General features: G+C 47.2%; 26 protein-coding genes. All 26 read right to left on the reverse strand.

The window, feature by feature from the left end; genetic code table 11:
* Positions 1–28: 28 nt before the first annotated feature.
* The 26 genes from LPB140_RS11105 to LPB140_RS11230 all read right to left on the reverse strand — a co-directional run bounded on the left by LPB140_RS11105 (position 29) and on the right by LPB140_RS11230 (position 23,766).
* On the reverse strand, positions 29–1,096 hold the full coding sequence (locus tag LPB140_RS11105) for an efflux RND transporter periplasmic adaptor subunit (protein ID WP_072559883.1): 1,068 nt from the start codon (positions 1,094–1,096) through the stop codon (positions 29–31).
* A gap of 173 nt (positions 1,097–1,269) precedes the next feature.
* Entirely contained in the window at positions 1,270–2,403 is a 1,134-nt protein-coding gene (locus LPB140_RS11110; protein WP_072559884.1) for an OmpA family protein, read from the reverse strand.
* 285 nt (positions 2,404–2,688) lie between these two features.
* A complete protein-coding gene (locus LPB140_RS11115) occupies positions 2,689–3,138 on the reverse strand; it encodes a DUF2793 domain-containing protein (protein WP_072559885.1) in 450 nt (149 codons plus the stop codon).
* Between the two features lie 34 nt (positions 3,139–3,172).
* Entirely contained in the window at positions 3,173–5,482 is a 2,310-nt protein-coding gene (locus tag LPB140_RS11120; RefSeq protein WP_072559886.1) for a phage tail protein, read from the reverse strand.
* A gap of 104 nt (positions 5,483–5,586) precedes the next feature.
* Positions 5,587–6,033, reverse strand: coding sequence for a hypothetical protein (locus tag LPB140_RS11125; RefSeq protein ID WP_072559887.1), 447 nt, complete (start codon positions 6,031–6,033; stop codon positions 5,587–5,589).
* A gap of 21 nt (positions 6,034–6,054) precedes the next feature.
* Positions 6,055–6,894, reverse strand: coding sequence for a phage/gene transfer agent baseplate hub protein (locus tag LPB140_RS11130; protein ID WP_072560922.1), 840 nt, complete (start codon positions 6,892–6,894; stop codon positions 6,055–6,057).
* On the reverse strand, positions 6,887–9,250 hold the full coding sequence (locus LPB140_RS11135) for a DUF2460 domain-containing protein (protein ID WP_156874266.1): 2,364 nt from the start codon (positions 9,248–9,250) through the stop codon (positions 6,887–6,889). Before LPB140_RS11135 ends, LPB140_RS11130 begins: the two co-directional genes overlap by 8 nt.
* Before the next feature lie 83 nt (positions 9,251–9,333).
* Positions 9,334–9,918, reverse strand: a complete 585-nt coding sequence (locus LPB140_RS11140; protein ID WP_072559889.1) for a tail tape measure protein — start codon at positions 9,916–9,918, stop codon at positions 9,334–9,336.
* Entirely contained in the window at positions 9,911–10,120 is a 210-nt protein-coding gene (locus LPB140_RS11145; RefSeq protein ID WP_156874200.1) for a phage tail assembly chaperone, read from the reverse strand. The genes LPB140_RS11140 and LPB140_RS11145 overlap by 8 nt, the downstream gene beginning before the upstream one ends.
* Positions 10,117–10,425 (reverse strand): gene transfer agent family protein, encoded by a 309-nt coding sequence (locus LPB140_RS11150; RefSeq protein WP_072559891.1) that lies wholly within the window; start codon positions 10,423–10,425, stop codon positions 10,117–10,119. The genes LPB140_RS11145 and LPB140_RS11150 overlap by 4 nt, the downstream gene beginning before the upstream one ends.
* Complete coding sequence (locus LPB140_RS11155) at positions 10,422–10,829, reverse strand: phage tail tube protein (protein ID WP_072559892.1); 408 nt, start codon at positions 10,827–10,829, stop codon at positions 10,422–10,424. The genes LPB140_RS11150 and LPB140_RS11155 overlap by 4 nt, the downstream gene beginning before the upstream one ends.
* 26 nt (positions 10,830–10,855) lie before the next feature.
* The gene (gp17, locus tag LPB140_RS11160; protein WP_072559893.1) at positions 10,856–11,257 is read right to left on the reverse strand and encodes a tail completion protein gp17; all 402 of its coding nucleotides are present in this window, start codon (positions 11,255–11,257) and stop codon (positions 10,856–10,858) included.
* Between the two features lie 20 nt (positions 11,258–11,277).
* On the reverse strand, positions 11,278–11,496 hold the full coding sequence (locus tag LPB140_RS11165) for a hypothetical protein (RefSeq protein WP_072559894.1): 219 nt from the start codon (positions 11,494–11,496) through the stop codon (positions 11,278–11,280).
* Positions 11,493–11,984, reverse strand: coding sequence for a head-tail connector protein (locus LPB140_RS11170; protein WP_072559895.1), 492 nt, complete (start codon positions 11,982–11,984; stop codon positions 11,493–11,495). Before LPB140_RS11170 ends, LPB140_RS11165 begins: the two co-directional genes overlap by 4 nt.
* Positions 11,981–12,262, reverse strand: coding sequence for a phage fiber-tail adaptor protein (locus tag LPB140_RS11175; RefSeq protein ID WP_072559896.1), 282 nt, complete (start codon positions 12,260–12,262; stop codon positions 11,981–11,983). The genes LPB140_RS11170 and LPB140_RS11175 overlap by 4 nt, the downstream gene beginning before the upstream one ends.
* 58 nt (positions 12,263–12,320) lie before the next feature.
* Positions 12,321–12,506 (reverse strand): hypothetical protein, encoded by a 186-nt coding sequence (locus LPB140_RS11180; protein WP_072559897.1) that lies wholly within the window; start codon positions 12,504–12,506, stop codon positions 12,321–12,323.
* Positions 12,503–13,765, reverse strand: coding sequence for a tail fiber domain-containing protein (locus tag LPB140_RS11185; protein WP_156874202.1), 1,263 nt, complete (start codon positions 13,763–13,765; stop codon positions 12,503–12,505). The genes LPB140_RS11180 and LPB140_RS11185 overlap by 4 nt, the downstream gene beginning before the upstream one ends.
* A gap of 105 nt (positions 13,766–13,870) precedes the next feature.
* The gene (locus tag LPB140_RS11190; protein ID WP_083550367.1) at positions 13,871–15,094 is read right to left on the reverse strand and encodes a phage major capsid protein; all 1,224 of its coding nucleotides are present in this window, start codon (positions 15,092–15,094) and stop codon (positions 13,871–13,873) included.
* Positions 15,095–15,302: 208 nt separating this feature from the next.
* The gene (locus tag LPB140_RS11195) at positions 15,303–15,854 is read right to left on the reverse strand and encodes a DUF4760 domain-containing protein (RefSeq protein ID WP_335682193.1); all 552 of its coding nucleotides are present in this window, start codon (positions 15,852–15,854) and stop codon (positions 15,303–15,305) included.
* 247 nt (positions 15,855–16,101) lie between these two features.
* Positions 16,102–16,506: an HK97 family phage prohead protease gene (locus LPB140_RS11200; RefSeq protein WP_232223404.1), complete on the reverse strand. Its 405-nt coding sequence runs from the start codon at positions 16,504–16,506 to the stop codon at positions 16,102–16,104.
* 29 nt (positions 16,507–16,535) lie between these two features.
* On the reverse strand, positions 16,536–16,844 hold the full coding sequence (locus tag LPB140_RS11205; protein ID WP_072559901.1) for a DUF6127 family protein: 309 nt from the start codon (positions 16,842–16,844) through the stop codon (positions 16,536–16,538).
* A complete protein-coding gene (locus tag LPB140_RS11210) occupies positions 16,837–18,048 on the reverse strand; it encodes a phage portal protein (RefSeq protein ID WP_232223405.1) in 1,212 nt (403 codons plus the stop codon). The genes LPB140_RS11205 and LPB140_RS11210 overlap by 8 nt, the downstream gene beginning before the upstream one ends.
* Before the next feature lie 25 nt (positions 18,049–18,073).
* Positions 18,074–19,396, reverse strand: a complete 1,323-nt coding sequence (locus tag LPB140_RS11215) for a DNA-packaging protein (protein WP_232223406.1) — start codon at positions 19,394–19,396, stop codon at positions 18,074–18,076.
* Positions 19,386–20,033: a hypothetical protein gene (locus LPB140_RS11220; protein WP_072559902.1), complete on the reverse strand. Its 648-nt coding sequence runs from the start codon at positions 20,031–20,033 to the stop codon at positions 19,386–19,388. Before LPB140_RS11220 ends, LPB140_RS11215 begins: the two co-directional genes overlap by 11 nt.
* 292 nt (positions 20,034–20,325) lie before the next feature.
* Positions 20,326–22,518, reverse strand: a complete 2,193-nt coding sequence (locus LPB140_RS11225) for a 3-hydroxyacyl-CoA dehydrogenase NAD-binding domain-containing protein (protein ID WP_072559903.1) — start codon at positions 22,516–22,518, stop codon at positions 20,326–20,328.
* A 36-nt stretch (positions 22,519–22,554) separates the two neighbouring features.
* Positions 22,555–23,766, reverse strand: coding sequence for an acetyl-CoA C-acetyltransferase (locus tag LPB140_RS11230; RefSeq protein WP_072559904.1), 1,212 nt, complete (start codon positions 23,764–23,766; stop codon positions 22,555–22,557).
* Positions 23,767–23,775 lie beyond the last annotated feature (9 nt).

The following is a 23,775-nucleotide window of genomic DNA, read 5'->3' on the forward strand; positions in this document are numbered from 1 at the left end:
CTTATATTTCATGTGTATTTTGGCCATTTTATTTTGCAATTTTCGATTGATTGCCAAGCCGGACCTTCTGCCCATCACTTACCTTTTCATGGCCAGATGCGATGATTTTTTCACCCATTTTCAAACCATTTTCAATAATTATCCATTTATCAGTCAATTGGCCCAGCTGCACATTGCGTATCGATGCCACATGGCTTTGCGGGTCGTAAATATAAACCAGTGCTTCATTATTCCGCACCCCGAAAATCGCAGATGCAGGAATGGCCACCAACTTCTCACTATCTGAATATAGGGGGATTTTGGCCTTGGCAATTTGGCCGGATTTCAAATTGGCGATTGCAGGCAACTGGGCATAGGCAAAAAAACTTCCCGTTGCAGGGTTTGCGCGCCCGTCAACTTCGCTAATCACTGCGTCAAATGGCCTATCCTCTGCGCCAGACAGGGCGACAGAAATTTTCTTTCCTGGCACGATTTGAGATAAATATTTATCAATGATAGAAATTTTAAGGACAAAGCCTTTATCCGCCCGCCCAATGATTAACGCAGGCGTGCCAGCGGCAATTACTTGTCCAGCATCGGCGCTGCGCGAGATAATCACCCCATTGCTAGGTGCATATAGGGCCGAGGTGCTGGCCGCAAATTGGGCCTGTGACATGCGGGCCTTTGCCGCCAGCATCGCAGCCTGTGCCTGTTCAACGCGGGGCTTGGTAATCCATCCTTGCTTAAATAAGGTGGAGGACCGCGTAAATTCCGCATTGGCGCGGTCATATTCGGCCCGCGCTGCCTTTACATCGGCGGCCACATTGGTGCTGTCCAATGTGGCAAGCAACGCGCCCGCCTTTACAAAATCACCTTCGCGATATTTGACTGACGCAATTTTTCCTGATGTTGTGAAACCAAGCGGGGTTTCTTCTCTATAACTAATTGTGCCAACCGCCTGAACGTCAAATGCTTCATCAATTTTGCCAATGGTGATTATATCCACCACCGGTTGCACATTGCGCGCGGGCTGCCCGCCTTCATCGCCATTTTTACAAGATGTTAAGGCGAGCGCCAATAAAGCCGCAATATAATATTTTTTATGATGAAATGCCATGCCTGCTCCCCCAAATCGGCCTGTGCATAATTTAGGAATTATGCCCCAAAGGCAAGAATATAATCATCATAAAATCATAAATTTTATAGATATAATGCACATTAAAAATTTTTTATGCACAAAAAAAGAGGGCGGATAAACCGCCCTCAATTCATTAACTTAATTAAAAGCTATTACATTCCTGAACCAGGACCGTAGGTTACTTCAACGCGGCGGTTTTTAACTTCGCGCACGCCGTCGCCGCTGTTCAAAGCAGGACGTGTTTCACCAAATGCTTGGGTGCTGATTGCGCCGGCTGAAACGCCTTTGCTTTCCAAATAACCACGAACAGTCGCGTTACGACGTTGTGACAAACCTACGTTATAAGTAGGTGCGCCTGAGGTATCAGCGTGACCAGCAAGCATTACTTTCGCGCTACCGCAATTTGCATATTGCGATACAGCGTTGTTCAATGTGTCTGCGCCAGCAGGTGTCAAGTTTGATTGATCCCAATCAAAATACACAACATATGGACCAACATTACATACTGGTTTTTGAGCAACCGGTGGTGGTGGTGGTGGTGGCGGTGGCGGTGCTGGTGGTGCAGCAACAGGAACAACCACTGGTGGTGGAGCAGGCTCTTCACCGCCAAAGTTGTAAACCAAGCTACCCATTAATGAATGTGAACGGAAACGTGTTGAAACGTCACGGCCCAAACGGTCAACCAAGTCAACGCCAGGTGCGTTAAAGAAGCGATATTTCAAACCAACATCCCAGCTATCGCTCAAAGGAGCGCGAACGCCGGCAAGAACTTGCCATGCAAAGCCAGTGTCAGAATCATTCAACCAAGGGGTTGAAGTGATAACATTTTCAATATCTACGCGAGCAACGCCAACGCCGCCGCCAACAAAACCTTGAATGCCGTCATCATCACCAAAATCAAGCATACCATTGACCATGAAGCTCAATGCGCTTGCATCGCCGGTTGATGCGATATTTGAAGTTAATGCAGTGCCAACTGTGCTGCCGCTGTTTGTAACAGGAAATGCACGGTCATTGCTGCGTGATTGAGTAATATCAGCTTTGCGATAGGAAACTTCTGATTCCAAACGGAAACCGCCGAAGTCATATCCTACAACGCCGCCAAAGTCATAACCAGTGTCGGTATCCAATGTTGCAGGTGTGCCTACATTGGCGATGTCCAATTGCAGGTCTTCTAATAGCATTGCACCGCCGTCAACGCCCACATACCATTGGCCGTCACGGGCCAAAGCAGGTGAAGCGATTGCAGTTGATGCAAGAGCCAAACCGATGGCAAACTTACGCATATACTTTCCCCTTTTCTTTAATTTAGGAATAAAATTCGATAGGCAGTTGTTACATCCTCAATTCGCATGATGCAAGCATAGTTTCGCATAATATGTTGCTAAAATGTCGCCATTTGCCTTTTCAACATATAAAAAACTGTAAAATTCACGCATTTTTACGGGTATTTACTTTATAGGACCCTGATTAAACAATGACCGCGTTAATATACCTCAATATAAATGCATGACGCTTCATGATTCGATGAATTTTATAATTTTTGATTTTTATGCTGTTTTCATTTGCCTCTAAGCGCTCAAACCCTGTGCTTGTAATAATGACAAAATCTGAGCCAAAGTTGATCTGGCCTCTACATCTATTGTCGTGCCGCCATTTGGCGCAGTGACAATATTGCCCCCACCCCAAATATTGCCATCATAGCGCAGCATTTTATTTTGATGTTTTGACCAAATGCGTAAATTTATCTTTGGTGCGATATACCGCCAGCCATTTTCAAAATATACCGCCAAATAATTGGCATAGTTCGCCCAAATTCCCGTGGGGGTTTCCCCAATTAAATAGCAGTTGCCAAATATAGGTGCCTGTTCGCCGATCAATAATGCTGGATTATCCAATTTCTTTTCCACCACGGGATTTAATAAAATATCGATTAATAATAATGCCTCATTATGGCTTATTTCCTTTTGTGCCTGCCCCTGAACCAATAAAGGCAGCCTAAAATTATATGTCTGTGTCATTCACGCCTCTTTAATATGTTAAGAAAATTTATGGTTAAATAAGAAATATAAGCGGCGCAGATGGCGCATTTTCACCCATTTGCCGAACCTCCAATCCCAATAATTCATCCGGCGGGATATTTAAGCTGGCCTTTATTGCCTGTTTTTCAGAATCCAAAAGCCAGAAATTATTCTTATCGGTAAAGGAAAGCTCGATTTTTTGAGCATTATTTGGGGCATTTACCCCGCCATTCACAAATGCCGAAATTTGATATTTCTCGCTTGGTTCATCCAAAATAATATCCACATAATCGCGCCACCCATTGTCAATCCGCGATCGCCTTTGCCATGAAATTTGGGTGCCGTCCGTTGGATGATGATATATTGCGGGATGCACGGGCCGCAGGGGGCGTGTAAATTTATCCCAATTGGCAATTTGCGCCTCCACTGGCATTTCATCGCCAAGCCCCTGTGCCTCAATATGCAACATGCCATCCAATCTGGACAAATTTTCCTCACCCGACACGGCTGAGTCTGAGGATGAGGATGTCGGCATGCCTGCGGGTAATAATGCTTCTATATCAATAATATTCATCCTATTTTGCTCAATCAGCAAAAATTGTTCATTTGCCATATGATTGAAAATCGCTTCATCGCTGGCAAATCGACCTCTTAAAAAACTGCTAAGTTCAAATCGTCCATCACCGCGCGGCTGGCATGTGGCAAATTGCACAAATTCTTCCCCAATTCGGGCAAGGTTTAGATATTTATTTGATAAAATATCGGCATTTGATGCGCCGACCAATATGTCATCCTTGCGGTCAAGCTGGACAATGATCCTGCTTTTTAAATCCCAAAATTCGGCCTTTGCTGGCGCCAATACGGCCTGCACCACATCTCCGGTAATTGAATTTTGCGCAATGCTTTCTGCCTGAACAAGCGCATCACCAGCCGCATTTTCAACAAATATGGCGGCCCTGCGCCATCCATGTTGCGCACCATTAGCCGCAATAGCAACCATTGGCCGATGGCTATATTGCGCATCAAAAATGGGCGCGGCAAATGCCCGCAATATTGTCGGTCCATGCACATCATCAAATTGGGCAATATGCCCCGCGACCTGCATATCGGGCATATTGGACAAATTATCCATCATCGCGGCCATATCGCTATATCGTCTGGCCTTTATTAAATTTCCGGCCAAATTTTGCTGTGTTTCGGTAATCAGCCATGAAAATGGATCGCCATGAACCGAAATAATAGAACCCACCGCCATTTTTTTATAATGTCGCGGCAACATGGCTGTCCATATATGGCGTGCATCATAATGACCGTTTAACATTGCCATCGCTGCACATTGCGCCTGCTGCATATTTAATGTGGCGGGAAAATCAATGTTCAAATGCCGATCATATTGGCCGGGGCGCTGCACCTCCACCTGATGGGGCAGATAATCCCGCTCTGGCGCATAATATCGTATCAACAAATGGCTGGGCGCATCGCCCACCGCGCCTATATTATGCTCTGGCTTTGATATTTTTTTATTATCAACCGAAATTATATATTCTTTGCCAATGGCATAATCGGTAATTTTTCGGCCATTTGAATAATATAATTTGCCGTTTTTCTCAGTAAAAAACCCTGAATAAAAGGATGCTAAATCCGCCAACGCATCTCGGGCATTTTCCTGTATAATTTGATAACCGATTAACTGTTCATCGCTTGTCGATCCGGCCATATTGGGGGCAATGTCATTTAATATCCGGTTTAATGACACATGCTGCTCATCCTCAAACAGCTCGAAACTAAGCGACGGGATGCGATTGCCAAAATCCGCTAGCTGCAGCCCCTCAAACACCACATAGCAGATCCCGCGAAATGCCGGACATTTATCCATTCCCTGTGCGGCCAATAATAACGGGTCGGCTTGTTGCTGTTCATCGCCAGGGTAAAAACGCATCATCCCGCCTGTTTTCAAATCACCCGCCGCGCCGCGTAATAATTTACCATCGGCCCAAATTCGGCCAATTGATTTGATGTGATTAGAGGCAATAGCCACGGCAAAATTTGCCGAATAGCTGTAATTGACACTGTTTGCCTGCCCCTTGCCCCCTGATTTCACCTTATTTTCAATTAAATCACTGGCCCATATAACCGATCCAGCGACCCGCATTGTGCCGTAAATTTTGGGGATGGCCGCGCCATAGGTGGATGTTTGAACATCCAATTCCTTTAACCGGCCAGCCCCAATTTTCGGTTTGCCAAAAATGGCATTATCCACTTGCCCGCCCAAAATTGATCCAATGGCGCCGCCAATTGGCCCGCCAATTGCCGTTCCGGCCAATGTTAACGCGATGGTTGCCATGATAAATCCTTTTTCAATATATGATGATTTTTTGGCCCGCCCCTTTGGCCAGCCCCTTTGGCCTACCCCTGTTTAACGGATGATGCCTGTTGACCGGATGATGCCTATTGACCGGATGATGTTGGACAGGCGCAATATTTCCATGCCCCTGATATGGGCCAATTATCCGGCATGGGCGCACAGACCACCGATTGAACAGCATGATATGCGTGGATAGCGGATAAACCCCGCCCCGCCGTAATGGCAAAATGCACCTGACGCGCATCGGGCCGAACCATAATGATATTTCCCGCCACATGATATGCGCTATCAATGTTAATTGGACAAAATTCCGGCCGCGTGAAAAAATCGCTTATCCGTTTATTGCTGCGTTGCCGCAGGCTATATCCAATGGGAATATCGCCCACAAATCCAATATTTTGTAAAGATAAGGACAATGTCCCAACACAATCCAACCCCGTATCGGCGCTTCGCCCCCATAATTTAAACGATGTGCCAATATATTTCTGTGCTGCGCTAAACAGCTTTGCCCGACAGAGGCAATTTTGCATAATGTGATGCGCCATTATTGGTTAAATGGCATTGGGATATCGGGTCAATAAATCATTGCCCGGCAAAAATGGTTCGCCTCGAAAATTTTGGGCATTTTCGAAACGATCGCCACATGCCGAAATGCTTTTGGGGCAGCCTTGGGTCAATAAAATCATATCACCCACTTGCGCTGAGGCATAAGGCATATCGACAATTTTCACACTATTTACATCATTATCCCAAATGGCCGATTTATGTCCGCATGATCGCCCGCTTAAAAATTTAATGCTGCCATGTGCCAGATAATGGGGGGTTAATTGCACCGCCGGGGTGATAAAAATTCGTTCCCCCTCAATTTTTTCAATATGCGCCCTGCACCGATATTTATTCAAATTTATACCGCATTTTGCATCGCCCAATCGCGCACGGCATGTTGGCGATGTTTTGGGAATGATGGGGTATAATAACGCCGCCGATATTCCCTCCAACTCTGCGGTGAAATGATGCCCATCATGGCGGATCGCCCCCATATGATAAATGGACATTTCATCATCAATAATGGTTTTTTTGTCCCAATCGGCAATGGCCAATTTTATTTGCGCATAATCCCATTTTCCCGCCCGTATATCCGCATCGGTAATGGCATTATTGGACAAAATGCCATCCACATCCGGCCCATTATTTTCAAGTCCCAATGCCGCATCGATGCTGGTGGGGATTAACCCGCTACTGGCATGATAATCTATCCCATTTATTGCCACATTTCGGTCATGTGATGTAAAGGCCAACATGATCCCATCATGGCGCAAAATTTGCCAAATATAACAAAAACTGGTCAATGGCGGCGCAGATGATAAATTTTCATCATGTTGATTATCCATTGCCATTTGCCCCGTCAAAAATCGGTGCTTCTTTTAATTCTATCAAATCTATATTGGGGATTTCCCCTGCACCAAATTGTGAAATGGAACAATCAATTTGATCGTTCATAAACCGCACCGGCACTTCAAATAAATAACCCGCCCTTATCACCGCGCCATTTGGTGGGGGATTGTTAAAAATAATCATGCCATTATCGCCCAATGTCCAATTTTGCACAATGGCTGCGTCTAGAGATATTGTAACCGTATCGGCAATGGGACAAAATATTGGCCGCACATCATGCCCATCTTCGCCTATATTTTTCACCAATTGAAACGAAGTTTGCACATCATCCCCAATGCCAATTTTTTGGTCAAATGCGCTCGGCGTGCCGGTCATATTATGTGAACTATTGTCCAATGGATCAAAAAAGCGAAACCCCTTGGCCGGCCCTTTCATCCTTTTAAAAAATTGCAAAACGCTTTCCACATCCTGTTGTGAACGAAGCCCGCTGCCCACATCATAAATATTACGCGCATTGGCCCATTGGGCATTGCGATATTCATTGCCATTTTGCGTGGTGGAAATAATGGTGGAAAATTGCGGGCTGATGGTCGCGCCCATGCCAATATTGATGGGGAAAGATATTTGTTCAAAATTGTTCAATGCGCCCTCCTGTTCTTTATTCAAATTAAAATAGACAAAACCGTCGCGTAAAATTTGTGGCAAGGCCCAAATAAAAATATCGCCTATGCCGCGTGTTGATGCAGATAAAATCGCCTGATGAATATGTGTCCATTGATGATCATCCTGCGCTCGCAGGACAAAACCGGCAAAATAATGTTGATGCATTGGGGGATAGTTAAGCCGCGCATTGGCCGCCCTTATCGCGCGGTCAGATGCACCAAAATTACCCTCCACTATCCAATCATAATCTTCCAACTGTAATATATCAAAGGCGGGATATGCCCAATTTGAAGGCAAATTTGCGCGGGCCATTTCGGGGGATTCTTCGTTTAATATGCTTGGTAAAAATGCCAATAATGCTATTTTCGCATTGGCGCCAAATGTTGCCGCTTGCCCCCTTACCGCATCGCGCAGGGCAAGGGTTGACTGCCCCAAAATATCACCTGCTTTGTCCAACATCGCGTTTTGTACGGCGGTTTTTGGCCCGCGAATATCGGCAATGCTGGTCAATAAATTGTCAAATTTTATAATCGCCGCCTCGTCATACAAACAGGGCCTATGGTCATTTGTCACCCACCACCATGGCTCGCCAATTTGGAAAATAACCGGTAAATTGGCCGCCAATAAAATACGGGTAAATGCCCGCGCAACATGTTGTAAATATCCCATTGCCGCATCATTTGCGGGCGATAATAAAGTTGATGGCGGCCTCCATCCGGTAAGGGCGGGATCGCCATTGGCCGCGCGCTGTTTCCAATCATCTGGGCAATGCGCATCAAATAATTCATAAGAAAGCGAGAATATCAGCTCAAATCCATAAATTTTGGCAAAGTCCGCAAAATTCTCATGCCATTTTTGGCAAGGCAAATTTAACGCGTCATTCACGCTGTCGATCATATGCCCGCCATTATGGGGGTTAAGGTTGAAATAATGGCTCATCCCCACATAATGGTTGATGCTTTTTCGGTAACCAAGGGCGTGGATTTGCGACATTAACCGTTCTGGGGTGACATGATAATGATCATCATAACCGCTGGCCATACGCACATGATGTTCGGGTAAGGACACATCGCCAATATCCAAAATTGCGCCCTCACCGATGCAGCTTATTTCCGAAATTTCCGCCCAAGCATGTTGGCCACCGGCAAAGGGGGTATTTGTGCCGTCATATCCGGCGGGCGCCATGGAAATGAACATGCGGTCAATATCGGCGGCATGCACCTTTACGCCTTCATTGGGGAGGAGAAAACCGCCATATAAATCAGCAAAATTAAGGGTGATTTGCGCGTCATACGGGCTGCCCTGTGCATAATTCCACAACCGCACATAATATGACATGGCGTTGCCAGCTGCATCGCGCCCTTCAATGGTTAAAACAGGACCATTTACTGCGTTTAATGCGACTATGCCATGTGATTTCCAATGAAATTTCAATGTCACATGACGATAATCGCGATTTGTTGTATAGGATAAAAGCGAGTGGTCCCACTCATCCTCACTATTCCATATCAGACCGCAAATCTCATTTTTATGATAAAAAATATGCTCCACCCGCATGGCATCGGGCGCGGTGGTCACCACGCTGGCCATCATCGGCCTTGGGAAATTCACACTCCAATATTTTGGGTCAAAGCGCATCAGAACATTTTTGTCCTGCACACTTCTTTCTTTACAAAGCCAATAGCTCATCAAAATATGCCCCTTCATCATTATTTATTCGCCGCAAATGCGCCAATTTATTGGGAAAAATGCTTGCTTTTGAGACAGCCGCTTTATGAGGAAAGTGCTTGGCGGACCTGTCTTGCAATTTGCCTGCTGGATTTACGCAGGCTGTCTGGTGCGCTGCCCCGGCCATTATCAGACACATTGATGTTAATGTTCACATTTGCGCCGCGTCCTGAAATTTGCGGCACAATATTTCCCCCGCTACTTGGCACAAATAATTCAGGGCCATTTTCCCCCACCATATATGCCCGGCCCGATGATACTGGCCCACCTGTGGCCCGCCCCGGTGCGCCCAATGCCGCCGCGGCAACTTGGCCCAAACTGCCCAAAATCCCGCTTATCCCGACGCTTTGCCCCCCTGCACTGGCGCCAAATATTGTCCCAATACCCGATTTAATCGCAGAGGATGCAATATCGGACAAAACCGATAATGCAATTTTACGCAAATCCTCAAAACCAAATTTGCCCCGCTCTATCGCGCTTAATAACCCGCGTTCAAGCCCGCGGCCCGCCCGTTCCAACCCATCGGCAAATGGCCCGTCAAGCTGGGTCTTCATGCTTTGTAAATCGCGGGCAAAGCCGCCCGTGTCGGCGCGTATGGCGATGACAAGTTCATCAATATCCCTATTCATCTGGAAAATCTTTCGTTAATTTATCAATTATGTCGCGATATTTTTCGGGTGATGATGGCGCCGACAAACCGGCAAAAATATGGGCGATTTCTGATGGTGTGGCCTGCCAACATTGATCCAGCGTCCACCCAAAATTTATAATCAACTGAGCATGTAATTTCATGATAAAGCCGGCAAAATAATCATCCGACTGCATCATCATCGACCCATTAAAATTTGTTGTAATAATATTTTTAATGGCGGGGTTGCGTTGGCCAACCCGCCAGCCACCAATTTGGCCGAGAATATTTTTCTATCCACCGGTTTATCACACAAACAATGCCAATAAAGGGCGGATAAATGCGACAATTTTAATTGTCCTGCCGCTGCTTGTTCGACCATTTCAAATAAAGGGCCAATTTCTTCCTCTGCCGCGATTAAATTTTCAAAACTGGGCCGCAATATATAAATTTCGCCGTCCAAATTTAACGCGGCCTCTCCGCGATGGGGGTTTGCAATATTGTTCATGCGCTTATCACCGGACCGCTGCTTTCCAACGACAGGGTATAATTGCGCTCTCCATTATAATCGCCGGAATAATCAAGCCGCGTGACCAGAAATTTGCCCGACAATTTTTCACCGCTCTCAAAACATAATTGATAATCATCAATCAACCCTGACATCGCCATTTGCCGCAATCTTTGTTCCGCCTGTGATCCGGTAAAAATACCCGCCGCCGACACCGATACGGAACGCACGCCAGCGCCGGATAATAATTCGCGCCACCCATTTGACCCCTTATGGGTAATGTTGACGCTATCGCCGTTCACGCTCATCTGTGTGGTGCGTAATCCCGCCATTATTTGATAAGCTATGGGGGTGTTGCCATCGCCATTTTTTAATAAAAAGGCACTGCCCTTTTCTGCTGCCATAATATGTCTCCGACTATTGTTAAAATTTATTGATTGTGGATTGAAATGCGGGCCATGACACCCAAATCAAATGTCCATTTGCCGTCCGCAGTGCGTGAAGTTTCCTGCCGCAAAATTTGCATATTGATAATGTCATAACCGTCTTGAGCGCGGGGCATATTTTCAATCATTTTTGGTAATAATTGATGGATTTCTTCGCCGCCCACCTCCTCGCTTCGCGGCGCAATATATCGCAATGCCATACGTATTTCCTGCCCCTGAAACTCTGTTCCTGACCATGGCAATGCCATGCTGTTTTGAATGTTGATATAAGGCGGCGTGGCCTTATCCGGCCGCGCGAGATATACCGCATTTACATGCGCCATAATTTTTGCATTTTCGCGCAGCAATTGGCATATCGCACCGCATAATTTATATTCATAACTCATCGGCCATATTCCTTTTTGCTTTATTTTTTAATGGTCCATCGCATCAGGGGATTTTCATCCAATTTGGCCGATAATGATGGCGCGGAAATGATGATGCTGTCCGTTTCTGCCTTTGCATTTACGCCATTAAATTGCCCCAAATCAGATGCGATATATTGCCCCTTTTCATGGCATATTTGCTGCGCTTTTTTCTTTGCATATTGGTGTAATTTACTGCTTATCTCTTGGCCCATTTTCATAAACGCATCGCCCGATATGGCCGCCATAAAGCGGCAATTACAGGCGGAATTTCACCCATATTTTCATTGGCTATATCGCCATTATTTTGCCGGTATAAAAATGCCGCCAATCGCAAAATTCCCATGCGCAACGGCGCATCAATATCATCCCAATGGGCATGACATCCCACGTCAAAATATGCCCTTATTCGGCCCGCCGCTCCTGCTGTCATGACCAGGATTTTACCCTCCACATCATAAATTGAAATAATCGGGCGCTGTTTTATCATCTGCCATCCTGAACATATTGGCATTTCCACCCTGCCCCGCCGCAATAATAAACGGGCAGAGATAAATTTCTCGCAAATGTCCATCGCGGTGCGGATATGACCCATTAAAAGGGCGTCTTCATCGGATATGCTGATCCGCAAATCGCCCTTTAATTCATGCAGTGCGGAGGCCGAAATAACCGGACGGTCCAATTTTATATTTGTCATCGCGCCTGTCATAAATTTTCCACCCGCACGGAAATGCTGCGTTCATCCCATGTCCCATTGGTGAAAATAATTTTGTTGGATAGGCTGTATGTCGCGCCTATTTTGCCGCCTTCAATGGACACAAAACTATGCGTGCCGTCATGGCCATCGCCGACAATGGCCACCCCATTTTCATGCACGGGTATAATTGTCCAACTGCTTTGTTCAATCAATTCATTGGCGGCATATTGCGCGTGCCAATCAAAACGATAATCAACCCGCGATTGCGGGTCTTTTAATAATAATGTCATATGAAATCCTTTAATTTTTTAAGGAAATAGGGGGCTATGCCGTCTGTAATGGCAAATTTCAAAATTGCGGCGGGGCATTTTTTTTGCGTGCGGAAATTACGCCATCACCAGCTATAGACGGGGTGATACCGCGTGCCTTATTGCCCCAATATTTTGCCTGTCTGATGGCCAATTGCATGTCAGATGTGCGGGTTAAATTGGCATGGCAAATGGCGTATCGACCAAGTGAATATGCGCCCGTCATTTTTTTGCCAGTTTTTGATTTGGTAGCCTTTGTTTTGCCAGCCTTTGTTTTGCCAGCCTATTTTCTATCGCCGCCAATTTTTCCGATAATCGCCTAAATTCGCGTCTTTGCCATACAGCCTCCATCGCGAAACATTCGTCATAGCGAAGCCCCCAACGATAGTGCGTCTCGCCATCCTTATCCACATCGCCAATTTCATCACGGCAGCAAAGGCCCGTGGAAAATGCGTCCAACCCACGTGCGGCAAATGCGTCAAAAACGCGCTGTGCGATTAAGCCTGCATGCCATCTTTTCCCGCCGCGAAAACGATATCTTTGCCATTGAACATCACCCCATGCGTCAATCCAGCAATCGGGAATTTTGCCAATATGTTTTTTGGCATTTTCATCCGATGTGTTTATCGCGCCGCTGCCTGCAAAAATGCTGGCCCATCTGGCCCCGGCATGGCCCAAATTTTGTTGATTATCCCGCGCGGCATATACCCCGCCATTGGCATCTATGGTCATTTGATCCATGCCATTGGTGTTAAAATTTATCCGCCCGCCCCAATTGGCATAGCCAGCGGTTAATTTTAATTCCCCAACCAGGGCAAGGAAATCCACACTGCCACGTTCGACCCCGCCCGCCTTAAATTTCATCCCGCCGCGATTGTTTAAAACATTGCTGTTGGTGACGATATAGGGGGATGTGCCATGCACCTCCAATAATTCGGCGGGGCTATCCGTGCCTATGCCCACTTTACCCGTGGATGTAATGTTAAAACCTGTGCCGCTGCTATATTTTCCGTTGGCATCTTTGGTCAGGCAATTGGCCAGCTGCGCTGATAATCCGCTGATGGAGGATATGGGGTGAATATGGCTTGATAAGCTATAGCTGCCCGCCGCCTGTTTACCGTCCAACGCGCTTTGTAATCCGGTGATGGAGGATATGTCATGGCCATGCTGCATAAACCATGTGGCCGATGGGGTTAAAACAACCATTTTTAATCCGGCGGTAAAATCCACCTTTGCCCCATTTGCGGATGATGAAAAAATGACGACGCGGTTTAATGCGCCATTTTGGGTTAATTGCCCCTCACCCACTTCCCATTCACCGACCTTTGTAATGCCCGAAATGGCATAATGGAATTTTTGTCCCGCCGGTACATTATCGGTAAAGCGGCGATGGCCGGCAATTGCGCCATCTAAGCTAATCTCACCCAAACCCTCGCTATTTGTGCGCTCACCGATTAGGTCAGCAAAAAATAAATTACTCATCATCGCCTCTATCTTTAATAAAAAACCGCCCCAACATGCTGTGCTGGGGCGGCGTAGTTTGCTGTTAAAAATTAACAGCAGGGGGAGCTTCGTCCTATTAACGGGGGTTTATGACGCTGCGAATTTCATTACTTTAATCGCATCGCTATTCATCAACTGGCCGCCCACGCGCTTTGTCGCGTAAAAATGCACAAAGGGTTTATTGCTATATGGGTCACGCAAAATGCTGGTCGAGCTTCGCTCTGCAATTAAATATCCCGCATTAAAATTGCCAAATGCAATGGACAGGCTGTTCGCCGCCACATCGGGCATATCCTCCGCCTCTATCACGGGATACCCTAATAAAGTCGCAGGCTGTCCCACTGCCATAGATGGTTGCCACAAAAATGCGCCATCACTGGTTTTCATTTTGCGGATACGCGCCACGGTCGCGCTGTTCATCACAAAAACCGCCCCTTGGCGATAGGCGGGTTTTAACGCGTGGATAAGGTCAACAATCTTATCCTGTGGGTTGGCGGCGGCAAATGCACCCGCCGCGCCCGATGGAATATATTGCAATGTGCCAAATGCGCGAACATTATCATTTTCCAAGGTGGTCGGGCCGGTTAAAAAACCCTTTGGCTGGTTCACGCCCGTGCCGTTGATAAAGGCGGCGGCCTCCGCCCGGGCAAATTCGGCAGCAATTTCACCCGACAACCAATTTTCAACATCAAATGCCGCATCGTCCAACATGGCTTGGCTGGCCGCAGGATTGGCATATAAATCGCCAGTTGGCGGCGCAATTTCAACAAAATTGGGGGTTGCCGTCATCGGGCGCGGCGCACTGTCCGATGCCCAGCCAGAGGGCGTGCCGCCGGTGGTCACCAATTTGCGATATCCCGCGCTGCCCGTTTGGACCACATTGGCAATGGCGCGAATGGGGGAGATATTGGTTAACATGCGCCCAATCATTGTGTCAATTTCGCGCGGCACGGCAAATCCGCCATCTGCGCCCGAACCAATGGACAGCGACTTTAACTCAGTTTCCCGTCCGCTGCGTAAATATCCATCGACAAAGCTGCGCGATGCAGCGGATGAATAAAGCGATTTTTTACCCTCAACATTGCCGCCATTTTGCGGATTGGACAATGCGGGGCGTGCGGCGGCCGATGCCACCTTGTCCAAACGGGTCTTCACCGACTCCACATCGGATTTCACGCCGTCCACACTCTCGCTCAATTGTGAAATGACGCTTTCCTGCGCCTCAATTTTATCCACCAAATCAAATGATGCCTCCAATGGATCAATGTGATTATTTGATGTTGCTTCTGCCTTAATTTCAATATTTTTCATATAATATCTTTCCTTGTTGCACAATAATTCGCCCGCAAAGCCGCATGAAATTCATGAAAGCCGCAGGTGAAATTTTATATATTTTTTGGTATTTATGGGCTATTTAGACTTGCCTATTGCTGGCTGGCCTATTGCTGGCTGGCCTAATTTTGGGCGTAAAAAAACCGCCCAAAAGGACGGTTGCTATTTTTTTGAAATATTCTAACGCTTAAGCGGCAAAAATATTACATATTGCCTTCCATTTACGGGTCATCCAATTGGGCTTGCCGTCCCAATCCTTATCATCCTGCCATTTTTTGGCCAATGCCTCAAACTCACAAAATATTTTTGGATTATTTTTATAGTTTCTAACTTCATTTAAATAACCTGTCATGGTTTGATAATCATCAATATAGGCGCCATTAAACCAGCGGCGAAACACCATTTCATCAATGACGCCTTCTTTTATCGAAACCGCGACCAATTCGTTTACATTTAATGTTGTCCTAATATTATTGGCTTCTTCCGAATCCTTTTCATCTTCTTTTCCCCATTTCGCGGAGTTAAACTCGCCTTTTTTCAATTTGATAAACTCTTTACGCGCCGCAATTAAATCACCATCCGATTCAATATGCATTATTAAATCTAATGTACCGCGCCGCTTCGCCATTTTACGGTTTGAATATATTGTGACAAAAGCCAATATAGCAGATATAATAACGGCTCCCCCAGTTATGAGAGAGCCGTAAACCGTCCAAAATTCATGTATAGATTCTATCAAATCTATTAGCCTCCATGACCTTCATATAATCTCATGATACGCTCCTTTTTTAAGCCTTTCAGTAGCCTTTACGTTACCGAGTATTTATTTGATATATTATCTGTTAACGCATTATACAATATTTTTATACCATTATGGCATATTAAATTTACGCCATTATTGGTTAATCCCAATATATAGCAAAACGCGATTAACAATAAATTAAATAGCCATTAAGTTCATATCAATATTAAAAAAAACAGCAAACTCACCCATCCACCAAATGTACATGGACGCGCGGTTGCATGGGGTGGGTGACGATGCTGACCTCCACCAATTCCAATTTTTGTAAATGGCGCGGATTTTGTCCGCTACTTTCCTGCACTCTATATCCAAAGGAAAGCCCGCGCACCGCGCCGCTTTGCACATAATCGGCAATTTGGACATCTTCATTATACGATAATTTCGCAATCACGCGCAGCCCGCGTCTATCCTCCCCCGCCATATCCAAAACGCCAATTTGCCGCCCCGGATCATGCTGCCATAAAAGGGGGATGCTCCGCCCATTTACCATAAAATCACGCAGGCTATCGGTAAATGCACCTTGGCTGATAATATCCCCGCCCTTGTCCATATGGTCAAAAATCGCGGCATAGCCCGCAAAGCGCAGCATTTTTTTTGGCAATAAATTCTCACGCCCCCTCATTTTAGATATTCCGTCAGGCCAAATCGAACCGCAAGGCCGATTAAAAATATGGCCAACACCCCCTTTACCATCCAATCAATTGCCGCCTTCCACGCGCCCTTTTTCGCATCGCGCCATGCGGCCAATAATAAACGAAGTTCGGTCAAATCCTTTTGCGCATGGTCATCGGACAATCCCAATTTGGCCAATGCCCGCCTTGCGCCTGCCTCGCTTGATTGGTCGATAATGGCGTAAATAGTGGCCAAATCCGCGCCCGATTGTTCCGCCTGACGGGTTAAATGGCCCAACATTTTGGTCTCATTCATCGCCTGCCTCCACGCATAAATGGGTCAATCCCAACATGGCGCGTTTTTCCTCTTTGGACAGGAAATCGGCGCTGCTGACCTGCGCCCATAATTTTTCTCTATCCTCTGCCAATGCGGTAATCATATCCAAATCAAGTTCAATTTTCGCGCCCTTCACCCATGGGTTTAACCCTGCCGATATTGCGCCGAAAATCTTATTACACATGGGGATGAGGGTAAGCCGCCATAATGCGCGATTTGCCTCTTTATAATTGGCATAGCTATTATCCCCTGGCAGGCCCATCAACATGGGCGGCACACCAAAGGCAAGCGAGATTTCACGCGCCGATGCCGCCTTTAACGCCACAAAATCCATATCGGCGGGCGACATGCTTAATGATTGCCATTTTAACCCGCCTTCCAATAATAAAGGCCTGCCCGCATTATATGCGCCGGAAAATCCCGCCTCCATTTCCGATTTTAAACGATCAAATTGTTCACTGGTCAGGGTGGCCGTGGGATCGCCAGGGTCATAAATTAACGCGCCCGATGGCCGCGCCGCATTGTCCAAAAATGCCTCATTCCATTTGGTCGCGGCATTATGCACCGCCACTGCGCGCATCGACGCGGCTAAACATCCTGTGCCATAATGGTCATCATGGGGGCTAAACCCACGTAAATGGATGATTTGCGGACGCCCCGCCTCATCATAGGCGGCAATTTCGCTCACATTCTGCCCGATCTGATATTGATAAGCCACCGGCCATCCATCATCACCTGCAATAATTTTGACGCGGTCGGGACGCAGCGCATATAAAGCAGAAATGCGTCCCAAATAATCGCACTGCACATGAATAAACGCATTGCCGTGAAGCAGGAAATGTGCGCTCACATCTTCTAAAATAGTAAATCCGCCATCATTTTTGTCAATCAATGCGGCAATTTCTGGCGAGCTGATTTTCAACACCGCGCCGGAAATGGCATCGGTAATCATTCGCACCGCGCGTTGTGCCACCGGATTTTCGCAATATGCCTGCTGTGCATGGGCAATATAATTTGCCCCATTGCCAAATTGAACCGCCATATCATTTTTGATATTTTGAGCCCATGGCGGGGCAGTCATGCCATATATATGGCCCATATTTGCAGCGGATGATTTTTTTCCAATATCATCGCCGCCCTGCCCCGTCCGAATAAGGGCACGGAATTTTTCCATCATCTTCATAAAGATAATCCTTTATCAATTTTTCTTAAAAACGAATTTTGGGCATGGCCCGCCTGCCCAGCATCAACTCCGTCATCGCCCAAACCAGCGCATCGGCGCGGTCGGGCGAACGGCCCGGTCCTTCATAATTTCCGCCAATCATCATGCCGCATAATTGATCTTCCAATGCGTCAAATCGTCCGGCATGCACAACGCGCCCCGCCTCATATAATGCCGCGACCGGTTCGGCCCGCGCCATTTTGCCACGGCTGGCATGGACCAGTTTGATGGGCAGGTTGATATTCGCCGCGCGAAGTACGCTGCCCACCATATCACCGCCCTGATTTGCCTCGGCCACCACATGGTCCGCACCCCAGTTTTCGGCCAAATTGGCCACTTGCCGCGCCCATTTTTCGGGCGAAGCCTTGGCAATGCTGCCATCATATAACAGCGCGCCGCGCCCATCGGTTAACCCCGCCGCGACAATGATGCCGCATTCATCGCCTCTATCACTTGCGGGTGGATCAACCGATATGATGATGCGCGATATTTGCTCTGGCTCAATTGGCGTTGCAATTCGGCATTTCTGCAATATTGGCCTCGTCCATAATGCGCCGTCAATTTCGCAAAGCAATTCGCCGGACAATTCCTGACGCCCCAAATTGCTTTGCCCATATTGCGCCTCCATCGCGGCGATAAAATCGGGGGGAAGAGCCGCGCGATTATCCTGTGTTGTGCCCTTGGTAATGACCACATCGTCCCGCGCCATGATATTTTGCAATAATATGTTTCGGCGCGGCGTGGTGGTTACCAAAATTTGCGGTTTTTTACCCAAACGAAGGCCCATGGCCAAATTATCCCATGCGTCAATATTTTTTCCGCCGCTATGTTCCCATTTGGTTAATTCATCACACCATGCATGGCTATGTTGCGGGCCGCGCAATGCCTCTGGCGATTGGGCGGAATAACAATATGCCGCCGCCCCATTGGCCCATATTATTTGGCGCAGGCTGGATTCCCATTTTACTGGTAAATGGCGGCGCTGCGTTGATAATATGCCGCTATCCCCTTCCACCATCGTGGCGCGAACATCATATAAATTATCCCCCAATAATGCAATTTTTACATGTGGATTTGCGGCGGCAATGTCATGCACCCATTCCGCGCCCGCACGGGTTTTTCCAAAACCGCGCCCCGCCATTATTAACCAAATACGCCAATTTCCCTTTGGCGGTAACTGTGATGGCCGCGCCAATATGCGCCATTCATATTTTAATTTACCCAATTGAGTTGGCGACAGGGAATTTATGAATTTGTGCAGTTCATCCGGCGGCAACATGCTGATTTGCTGCCAAATGCTATATTCCACCGATATTATCGGCTTTTAACCGCTCTCTGGTTTCTTCCAATTTATCCAATATATCATTTAATAAATTATCATGCATTACGGCATCGCTGCTATTATCCTTTTGATTTTCATTCGCCATTTGCGATTGATATTGCGCCACCGTGGACGCATGAAGTTGTAATAATTTCAATCCCATGGCATCATCATAATGTTTGAAATGCCCCTTTATCTCACCGCCATGGATAATGGGTTTTTCCACGCCAAAACGCGCGCGTTGCAACATTTCCAGTAACAAATTCTCAAAGGCGATTTTTAACGCCTCCATCCAATTTTTATCAAATATCGCGTCCATTTTGCGGTGTCGATATACTGTGCTGGGCTTTACACCTGCTTGTTTTGCCGAAAAGGTAACATTGCAAGTTTCGGCCAATATTTGCAGGAATTTTGCTTTTTTCTTGTCTGAAAATGCGCGTTTATTTTCACGTTGTAATTTTAATTTGGGGATGCCTTTTTTTGTTCTGATTTTCGTTAAAACCAATTTTTTAACCGCATCATATCCAATTTCTTCATCCCTATTTTGCTGTTTATAATTTGGCCCAATATTGCGGGTGCGGCCATCCCCCCGCCGCGCGTTGGCGGACGTTATTTTTTGCGGCATAACTGCTCCTTGGTTTGAAATATAATTAAACAGCCGCATCCTGAAACCTACATATCGCAGGGCGGCCTATATGGGTATGTTCCATAAAATATATGATATTTTTTTGATTATCATATCGCCATGTCGGCGAATCACATCATCTCGATCTTCCGTATATGTGCCATAATGGCGTAACGATGTCAATATAAATAACCTATTTGGTTATATTTTTTTGAGCAAAGAAAAGGCCCATATCAGGTTGGCATAACCTAAAAAATGGGCCTAAATCTTTTATATCAATATTTTATATGGATTAAGCAGCCTTATAAAATGTGCCTTTTTCTTCGGCCTTTTTACGGAAACTGACCGGAGGCTTAAAGCGTTCGCCATATTTTTGGGCCATATTATCGGCGGTGCGGACAAAATTTTCCACGCCAATTGTGTCAATATAGCTAATCGGGCCGCCCGTATATGGCATAAAGCCCCAACCGAAAATCGCGCCCAAATCCGCGCTTTGCGGATCGGGAACAACGCCTTCATCAAAACATTGCGCGGTGGCGATAAGTTGGATGTAAAGCAGGCGCTGCTTCACCTCCTCTGCGCTTGGCTGTGGATCGGCAATCGGATAATGGTCCGCCATTCCGGCCCACAGGCCCTTACGCTCTCCCTTATCATCATAATCATAAAATCCTGAACCAAAGCGGCGGCCCTTACGGCCCAATTCCACCACCATTTTTTCAAGGAAATCCTCTGTTCCTGATGGGCGATAATCCGCGCCAAGCTCTTGCTTGGTCGATTGCATCACATCATAGCCAAGCTGTAATGTGGTTTCATCCAGCAGCGCCAATGGACCAATGGGCATGCCCATATTTTTGGCGACATTTTCGATTAAGGCGGGTTTTACCCCTTCGCTAACCAACAGCATCGCCTCACCCATATATGGCGGGAATACGCGGTTGGTGAAGAAACCACGAACATCTTTTACCACAATCGGGGTTTTGCGAATTTTGGCATTATAATCAAATGCCACGGCCATCGCCAAATCGCCCGTTTGCTCGCCAGGAATAATTTCCAACAAAGGCATTTTTTCAACAGGTGAGAAGAAATGCAGGCCGACAAATTGTTCGGGCCGTGATGAATTTTTGGCAAGTCCAGTGATAGGAAGGGTGGAGGTGTTGGACGCAAAAACCACGTCTTTGCCGATAACAGCCTCGGCCTTTTTAATCACATCAGCCTTTACATCGGGGCGTTCAAACACTGCCTCAATAATTAAATCAACATCTTTTAAATCGTCATAATTATCTGTTGGGGTAATCCGCGCCATAAAGGCATCGGCCTTTTCCTTGGTCATTTTGCCGCGTGCGACCGCCTTATCCATAATTTTTTGTGAATAGGCGACGGCCTTTTGCGCGTCTTCCATGCTGCGGTCCAAAACCACCACATCCATGCCGCCCTTTGCGGTGACATGGGTAATGCCTGAACCCATTAACCCGCCGCCAAGGACGCCGACTTTTTTCAAATCAACCTTTGGCACGCCCGCTGGACGGCCCGCGCCCTTTTCTGCTGCCTGTTTATTGACAAATAAAGTGCGGATCATATTTTTTGCCTGTGGTCCGGACAATAATTTGGTGAAATATTTTGATTCCACGCGCAATGCGGTATCCATGGGCAGGATAGAGCCTTCATAAAGGCAGGATAAAATCGCCTTTACCGCTTCATAATTACCCTTGCTTTCTTTATGGGCAATCGCGTTTAATCCAACAAATAATTGCACCGAACGTGGGTCCATCGCGCCCGCGCCGCCGGGGAATTTAAATCCTTTGGCATCCCATGGGGCAAGGGTTTTGGGGTTCGCCTTTACCCACTCTTTCGCCTTGGCGATTAAATCCGCCTCTGGCACAACATCATGGATAAGGCCCTGGGCCTTTGCAGTTGCGGGGTTTAATGATTTGCCCTGCACAATCATCATCGCGGCATTTTGCAAACCGATAAGGCGCGGCACACGCTGTGTTCCGCCGCCACCGGGAAGTAGGCCAACCATTACCTCGGGCAGGCCAAGCTGAATTTTTGGATTGTCGGCCGCCACGCGGTAATGACATGCAAGTGCCAATTCCAACCCGCCACCAAGGGCAAGGCCGTTTAACGCGCACGCAAATGGCTTGGCAAAGGCGGTGCCTTTCAACATATCCTTGGCTTTATTGCCGCCGGTTTCCATTTTTCGCAGGGTGGCGTTCAGTCCGAATGCATTTTCAAACGCCTCGCCCATGCTGGCGGCTTTGCTGCTGCCCAACATGTTAAGGTCGGCCCCTGCCATAAATCCGCTGGCCTTGCCAGAGGTAATGACCGCGCCCTTAATTTCGTCATTGCTTAACACTTCGTCGACAAATTTTGGGAATTCGGCAATTAAATCCGCATTCCACACATTCATGCTATTATTTGGCACATCCAAAGTTAATAAAGCGATACCGTCGCTGTCTATTTCAACTGTAAAACATTTATATGTCATATTATTTTTCCAAATCTATAATTTTGTAGGCGGCGATTATACGCGCTCAATGATGGTGGCGGTGCCCATGCCTGCACCAATGCATAGGGTGATAAGCGCGGTCGATTTGCCCGAACGCTCCAACTCATCAACCACTGTTCCCAAAATCATCGCGCCGGTCGCGCCCAATGGGTGGCCCATGGCAATTGCGCCGCCATTGACGTTAATATCGCTATGGTCAACTTTCATCGCATCCATGAAACGTAATACTACCGAGGCAAAAGCCTCATTCAATTCCCACAAATCAATGTCCGACGCGCTCATCCCCGCGCGGGTCAATGCCTTTTGCGCGGCAAATTCGGGGCCGGTTAACATGATGGTTGGCTCTGAACCAATGCTGGCCATGGAAACAATGCGTGCACGCGGTTTCAAATCATATTTTTTGGCCGCAACATCATTGCCGATTAACACGGCGGCTGAACCATCCACAATGCCCGAACTATTACCCGCATGATGCACATGATTTATATTTTCAATATCGGGATAGCGCATTTTGGCGATATCATCAAAACCGGGCATCGCTTGCCCCATCATCGCAAATGCAGGGGCAAGAGCGCCCAATGATTGCATGTCGGTTTCAGGACGCATTAACTCATCATGGTCCAACACCACCTCACCAATCACATCACGAATGGGCAAAATGGAATTGGCAAAGCGTTTTTCGGCCCATGCGCGCGCGGCGCGTTTTTGGCTTTCCATCGCATATGCGTCCACATCATCGCGGCTATAGCCATATTTGGTGGCGATTAAATCGGCAGAAATACCCTGCGGAATAAAATAATTGGCAATGGCAGAGCGCGGATCAACCGGCCATGCGCCGCCATCTGAACCCATGGGAACGCGGCTCATCGATTCAATGCCGCCGCCAATGGTTAAATCGGCCTCACCCGCCTTTACCTTGGCTGCCGCGATATTTGATGCCTCAAGCCCCGAACCGCAAAAACGGTTTACCTGAATTCCCGATGTTGTTTCGGCATATCCCGCCTGCAATGCGGCGGTGCGGGTTATCACCGCGCCTTGCTCACCCACGGGGGACACACAGCCAAATGAAATATCCTCTACCGCCTCGGCAGGAAGATTGTTGCGTTCCCGCACGCTGGCCAAAACCTGAGCGGAAAGGTCCAATGGGGTGATTTCGTGCAATGCGCCATCGCTGCGCCCCTTGCCGCGCGGGCTGCGCACCGCGTCAAAAATAAATGCTTCGCTCATATCATCTCT

This window comes from Sphingorhabdus lutea, assembly GCF_001889025.1.
GTDB lineage: Bacteria > Pseudomonadota > Alphaproteobacteria > Sphingomonadales > Sphingomonadaceae > Sphingorhabdus_B > Sphingorhabdus_B lutea.

What these genes read in the sequence shown, in the direction of transcription:
- LPB140_RS11140 (WP_072559889.1), bottom strand. Translation starts at nt 9,918, where the DNA reads ATGAATAGGGATATTGATGAACTTGTCATCGCCATACGCGCCGACACG.
- LPB140_RS11150 (WP_072559891.1), bottom strand. Translation starts at nt 10,425, where the DNA reads ATGAACAATATTGCAAACCCCCATCGCGGAGAGGCCGCGTTAAATTTG.
- LPB140_RS11175 (WP_072559896.1), bottom strand. Translation starts at nt 12,262, where the DNA reads ATGACATTATTATTAAAAGACCCGCAATCGCGGGTTGATTATCGTTTT.
- LPB140_RS11110 (WP_072559884.1), bottom strand. Translation starts at nt 2,403, where the DNA reads ATGCGTAAGTTTGCCATCGGTTTGGCTCTTGCATCAACTGCAATCGCT.
- LPB140_RS11220 (WP_072559902.1), bottom strand. Translation starts at nt 20,033, where the DNA reads ATGCCGCAAAAAATAACGTCCGCCAACGCGCGGCGGGGGGATGGCCGC.
- LPB140_RS11145 (WP_156874200.1), bottom strand. Translation starts at nt 10,120, where the DNA reads ATGATGATGCAGTCGGATGATTATTTTGCCGGCTTTATCATGAAATTA.
- LPB140_RS11185 (WP_156874202.1), bottom strand. Translation starts at nt 13,765, where the DNA reads ATGATGAGTAATTTATTTTTTGCTGACCTAATCGGTGAGCGCACAAAT.
- LPB140_RS11125 (WP_072559887.1), bottom strand. Translation starts at nt 6,033, where the DNA reads ATGCAAAATTGCCTCTGTCGGGCAAAGCTGTTTAGCGCAGCACAGAAA.
- LPB140_RS11155 (WP_072559892.1), bottom strand. Translation starts at nt 10,829, where the DNA reads ATGGCAGCAGAAAAGGGCAGTGCCTTTTTATTAAAAAATGGCGATGGC.
- LPB140_RS11225 (WP_072559903.1), bottom strand. Translation starts at nt 22,518, where the DNA reads ATGACATATAAATGTTTTACAGTTGAAATAGACAGCGACGGTATCGCT.
- gp17 (WP_072559893.1), bottom strand. Translation starts at nt 11,257, where the DNA reads ATGAGTTATGAATATAAATTATGCGGTGCGATATGCCAATTGCTGCGC.
- LPB140_RS11115 (WP_072559885.1), bottom strand. Translation starts at nt 3,138, where the DNA reads ATGACACAGACATATAATTTTAGGCTGCCTTTATTGGTTCAGGGGCAG.
- LPB140_RS11210 (WP_232223405.1), bottom strand. Translation starts at nt 18,048, where the DNA reads ATGAAGATGATGGAAAAATTCCGTGCCCTTATTCGGACGGGGCAGGGC.
- LPB140_RS11180 (WP_072559897.1), bottom strand. Translation starts at nt 12,506, where the DNA reads ATGACGGGCGCATATTCACTTGGTCGATACGCCATTTGCCATGCCAAT.
- LPB140_RS11165 (WP_072559894.1), bottom strand. Translation starts at nt 11,496, where the DNA reads ATGAAAATGGGCCAAGAGATAAGCAGTAAATTACACCAATATGCAAAG.
- LPB140_RS11120 (WP_072559886.1), bottom strand. Translation starts at nt 5,482, where the DNA reads ATGGCAACCATCGCGTTAACATTGGCCGGAACGGCAATTGGCGGGCCA.
- LPB140_RS11130 (WP_072560922.1), bottom strand. Translation starts at nt 6,894, where the DNA reads ATGGATAATCAACATGATGAAAATTTATCATCTGCGCCGCCATTGACC.
- LPB140_RS11230 (WP_072559904.1), bottom strand. Translation starts at nt 23,766, where the DNA reads ATGAGCGAAGCATTTATTTTTGACGCGGTGCGCAGCCCGCGCGGCAAG.
- LPB140_RS11105 (WP_072559883.1), bottom strand. Translation starts at nt 1,096, where the DNA reads ATGGCATTTCATCATAAAAAATATTATATTGCGGCTTTATTGGCGCTC.
- LPB140_RS11190 (WP_083550367.1), bottom strand. Translation starts at nt 15,094, where the DNA reads ATGAAAAATATTGAAATTAAGGCAGAAGCAACATCAAATAATCACATT.
- LPB140_RS11135 (WP_156874266.1), bottom strand. Translation starts at nt 9,250, where the DNA reads ATGAGCTATTGGCTTTGTAAAGAAAGAAGTGTGCAGGACAAAAATGTT.
- LPB140_RS11170 (WP_072559895.1), bottom strand. Translation starts at nt 11,984, where the DNA reads ATGACAGGCGCGATGACAAATATAAAATTGGACCGTCCGGTTATTTCG.
- LPB140_RS11205 (WP_072559901.1), bottom strand. Translation starts at nt 16,844, where the DNA reads ATGAATGAGACCAAAATGTTGGGCCATTTAACCCGTCAGGCGGAACAA.
- LPB140_RS11200 (WP_232223404.1), bottom strand. Translation starts at nt 16,506, where the DNA reads ATGCTGCGCTTTGCGGGCTATGCCGCGATTTTTGACCATATGGACAAG.